Raw genomic sequence first — 3,597 nt, forward strand, 5'->3', positions numbered from 1 at the left:
CGCGGCATTGCCACCCGCTATGACAAGACCCCCGAGAGCTACCTTGCCGGACTCCACCTACGAGGCGCCGTCATCTGGATCCGCAGCCTTCAGCCAAGTCGCTGATCACGACTCCGTACAGGCCCTAAGTCCGGGGCCATCCCCTGCACCGCGAAGCGCGGGGCCGCGCCCCCGGGTCCGCGCTTCGGGGCTCTTTCCTTGCTCACTCTTCCGGGCGCCGCCCCGGACCCCGCTTTTCGGGGGCCGGCCCCCGGACCCCCGCTCCCCAAACGCCGGAGGGGCTGGAATGTGCGGGGCAGGGCTGAATGTGGCGGGTCGGCCTGCCCCGGCGAATGGCCTACCTGCCCAGGCAGCCCACAGGGACAGTGGATGTCCAGGTCAGCGGGGGGCCGCGGCGCCCTCTCGGGAGATCAGGAGCAGGGCGCGGTCGTCGTTCACGTCTTTGGCCACGGCTTCGATGAGGTGCCAGGCGGCGCCGTGGAAACCGCCGGCGACATAGCGGTCGGCCTCGCCCGTGAGCCGGTCGATGCCTTCGACGATGTCGCGGTCGGAGGTCTCGACGAGGCCGTCCGTGAAGAGCATGAGGACGTCGCCGGGGCGGAGAGAACCCTTGACGGGGTCGAACTGGGCGCCGTCGTAGACCCCGAGGAGAGGGCCCTCCGCGACCTTCTCCTCCCAGCGGCCGCTGCCCGCGCTGAGCTGGAGCCCCGGCGGGTGCCCGGCGGAGAAGAGTTCGTAGTCGCCCGAGTCCAGGTCCAGGACGAGGTGGATCGAGGTCGCGAAGCCCTCGTCCCAGTCCTGGCGGAGGAGGTAGCCGTTCGCGGCGGGGAGGAAGGCATGGGGTGGGAGCGATCCCAGGAGGCCGCCGAAGGCACCGGAGAGGAGTAGCGCGCGTGAGCCCGCGTCCATGCCCTTGCCCGAGACGTCCGTGAGGACGACCTCCAGCGTGCGGCCGCCGTTCGTGCGGGCAGCGACCACGAAGTCGCCCGAGAAGGACTGCCCTCCCGCGGGCCGCAGCGCCATCTCCCGGTGCCAGCCGAACGGCAGCTGCGGCAGCTTGCTCTGTACCCGGATCCGTTCCCGCAGGTCGAAGAGCATCGTGCCGCCCCGCCGCCAGGGCACACCGACCCGGCTGCGGAACTGGGCGATGAGGAGGCCGAAGAAGCCGCAGGCCGCGACGACCAGCACGATGCCCGGGGTCACCCGGGACGGGCCCTCCGTATACGGTCCGAGCTGCACGGACTCGACTATCAGCGCGGTCGCGGCAGCCGCGTACAGCGCCAGCAGGCTGGCCGGGCGCAGCAGCAGGCCGCCCGCGACGATCGGGAGGACGAGGACCGCCGGGGACACCCACACCGAGTTGGCCATCGTGCACGCGGCGATCAGGGGGATCGTCAGCATCAGACCGGCGAGCGCGACCCAGTCGGAGCCGTCCCCCCGGAAGTAGTCGACGGCGGATTTACGCACGCCGGTGCGGACCCGGTGAGCCATTTTCCTCAACCGGGCCGTGAACGTCTCGGCCTCCGCGCGCCGCTCTCGTCCTGCTGCCATTGTTCGGGACCCTATCGATCGGACCAGCTCTTGTGCACAGGAGGTCCTACTTGTCCCCCTTCCGAGGGCCGGTTCACGACGAATCTCACACAGATCCCACACGAGGAGACACCACGGACCGGGCCGTGGCGCCCCCGACAGCCGGGCGAAAATGGTTCGACCGGCCCGGATTGTCCTGGTAGGCATGGCGTATGGCGACTGACTTGCGGGTGCTGCGGAAGGCCGACTGGAACACCTGGTACGGCAACTTCATCCGGGCCTTCGGTGGTGTGGCCGAGTCGCCCGAGGAGCGTGAGCTGTGGCACGACCTCACGGAACACGACCGCGCCATCGGCGCCTGGGACGATGACCAATGCGTGGGCACGGCGGGCGCCTTCACCTTCCGGATAACGGTCCCGGGAGGCGCCTCCGTACCGGCCGCGGGCATCACGATGGTGGGCGTCGCGGCCACCCATCGGCGGCGCGGACTGCTACGGGCCATGATGCGGCGGCAGTTGGACGACATCCGCTCCTGGGGTGAGCCCCTCGCCGTGCTGACCGCCTCGGAGCCCGTGATCTACGGCCGGTTCGGCTACGGGGCCGCCACGTACCAGTCCAACGTCGAGGTGGACACCACCCGCGTACGGCTGTTCGTGCCGCCCGGCACCGACGAGGTGCGCCTGCTGTATGTGCCGCCGGCCGAGGTGGTCGACGCGTGCGAGGCGGTGTACGCACGGCGGGTGCCGGAACGGCCGGGCATGCTGGCGCGGCAGCCCGGCTGGGAGCGGTTGGGGCTGCTGGACCCGGAGAGCGACCGGAACGGGCAGTCGCCCCTGCAGTGCGTGGTGGCCGAGCGGGGTGGGGAGGTCGTGGGCTACACCCGCTTCCGTATCAAGGGCGACTGGGACCAGTCGGGTGCCCGGAACGTCGTACACCTGCGGGACTTGGAGGCCCTCGACCCGGCCGCGCACGCGGCCCTGTGGCGGTTCCTCTTCGACATCGACCTGACGTCGAAGGTCATCGCGTACGGGCGGCCGGTCGACGAGGCGTGGCTGCACATGGTGTCCGACATCCGGCGCTGTCAGGTGCGGATACGGGACACGCTGCACCTGCGGCTCGTGGACGTGGGCGCGGCGCTTCAGGCGCGGACGTACCAGGCGCCGGTGGACGTGGTGTTCGAGGTCGAGGACGCGTTCTGCCCCTGGAACGAGGGACGTTGGCGGCTCATCGGTGACACGAAGGGCGCGAGCTGTCTGCGGACGGACGACCCCGCTGACCTCGCCCTGTCCGTACGGGAGTTGGGGGAGGCGTATCTGGGCGGGGTGAGCCTGGCGTCGCTGGCGGCGGCCGGGCGGGTGCGGGAGCTCCGGCAGGGTGCGCTGGCGGAGGCGTCGGTGGGTTTCTCTTCGGCCGTGGCGCCCTGGCTGCCGCACGGGTTCTGAGGGACGCGGATTCGGGATTCTGGTACGTGGTCGCGGTGGATTCGGGTCTGCCCGCTTGTCAGTTCTGTTGGCAGGTCGGGCACCAGAAGAGGTTGCGGGCGGCGAGATCGACGGTGCGGATCTCGCCGCCACAGATGTGGCAGGGCAGCGTGGCCCTGCGGTACACGTACACCTCGCCACCGTGGTCGTCGACGCGGGGCGGTCGGCCCATGGCTTCCGGGGTGTGTTCCGGGCGGACGGTGTCGATGCGGTTGTTGCGCACGCCCTCGCGCATGAGCTCGAGCAGGTCGGCCCACATCGCTTCCCATTCGCCCGGGGTGATGTGCTTTCCGGGGCGGTACGGGTCGATGTTGTGCCGGAAGAGGACCTCGGCGCGGTAGACGTTGCCGACGCCCGCGATGACCTTCTGGTCCATGAGGAGGGCCGCGATCGTCGTACGGCTGCGGGAGACGCGGCGGTACGCGGCTGACGGGTCGGCGTCCGGGCGGAGGGGGTCGGGGCCGAGGCGGTCGTGTACGGCCTGCTTCTCGGGGTTGGTGATCAGTGCGCAGGTGGTGGGACCGCGGAGGTCTACGTACGTCGTGTCGTTCGCGAGGCGGAGGCGGACCGTGTCGGTGGGTGGGGG

Annotated in this window: 3 protein-coding genes; 1 reads left to right on the plus strand and 2 read right to left on the minus strand. The window is 70.7% G+C overall.

The features are described from left to right. Positions 1 to 378: 378 nt before the first annotated feature. Positions 379 to 1,551 carry a PP2C family protein-serine/threonine phosphatase gene (locus tag FPZ41_RS45565; RefSeq protein WP_152870683.1) on the minus strand — a complete coding sequence of 391 codons (1,173 nt, stop codon included), beginning with the start codon at positions 1,549 to 1,551 and terminating at the stop codon, positions 379 to 381. Between the two features lie 191 nt (positions 1,552 to 1,742). Here FPZ41_RS45565 and FPZ41_RS45570 point away from each other — a divergent pair, with 191 nt between their 5' ends. After that, positions 1,743 to 2,972: a GNAT family N-acetyltransferase gene (locus FPZ41_RS45570; protein ID WP_152870685.1), complete on the plus strand. Its 1,230-nt coding sequence runs from the start codon at positions 1,743 to 1,745 to the stop codon at positions 2,970 to 2,972. A 58-nt stretch (positions 2,973 to 3,030) separates the two neighbouring features. Here FPZ41_RS45570 and FPZ41_RS45575 read toward each other — a convergent pair. Next, on the minus strand, positions 3,031 to 3,597 hold a 567-nt coding region (locus FPZ41_RS45575; RefSeq protein ID WP_152870687.1), incomplete at its 5' end, for an Fpg/Nei family DNA glycosylase.

Source organism: Streptomyces acidicola, assembly GCF_009377235.1.
Classification (GTDB): domain Bacteria; phylum Actinomycetota; class Actinomycetes; order Streptomycetales; family Streptomycetaceae; genus Streptomyces; species Streptomyces acidicola.

Coding starts and splice junctions, on each gene's coding strand:
- FPZ41_RS45565 (WP_152870683.1), bottom strand. CDS start 1,551: ATGGCAGCAGGACGAGAGCGGCGCGCGGAGGCCGAGACGTTCACGGCC.
- FPZ41_RS45570 (WP_152870685.1), top strand. CDS start 1,743: ATGGCGACTGACTTGCGGGTGCTGCGGAAGGCCGACTGGAACACCTGG.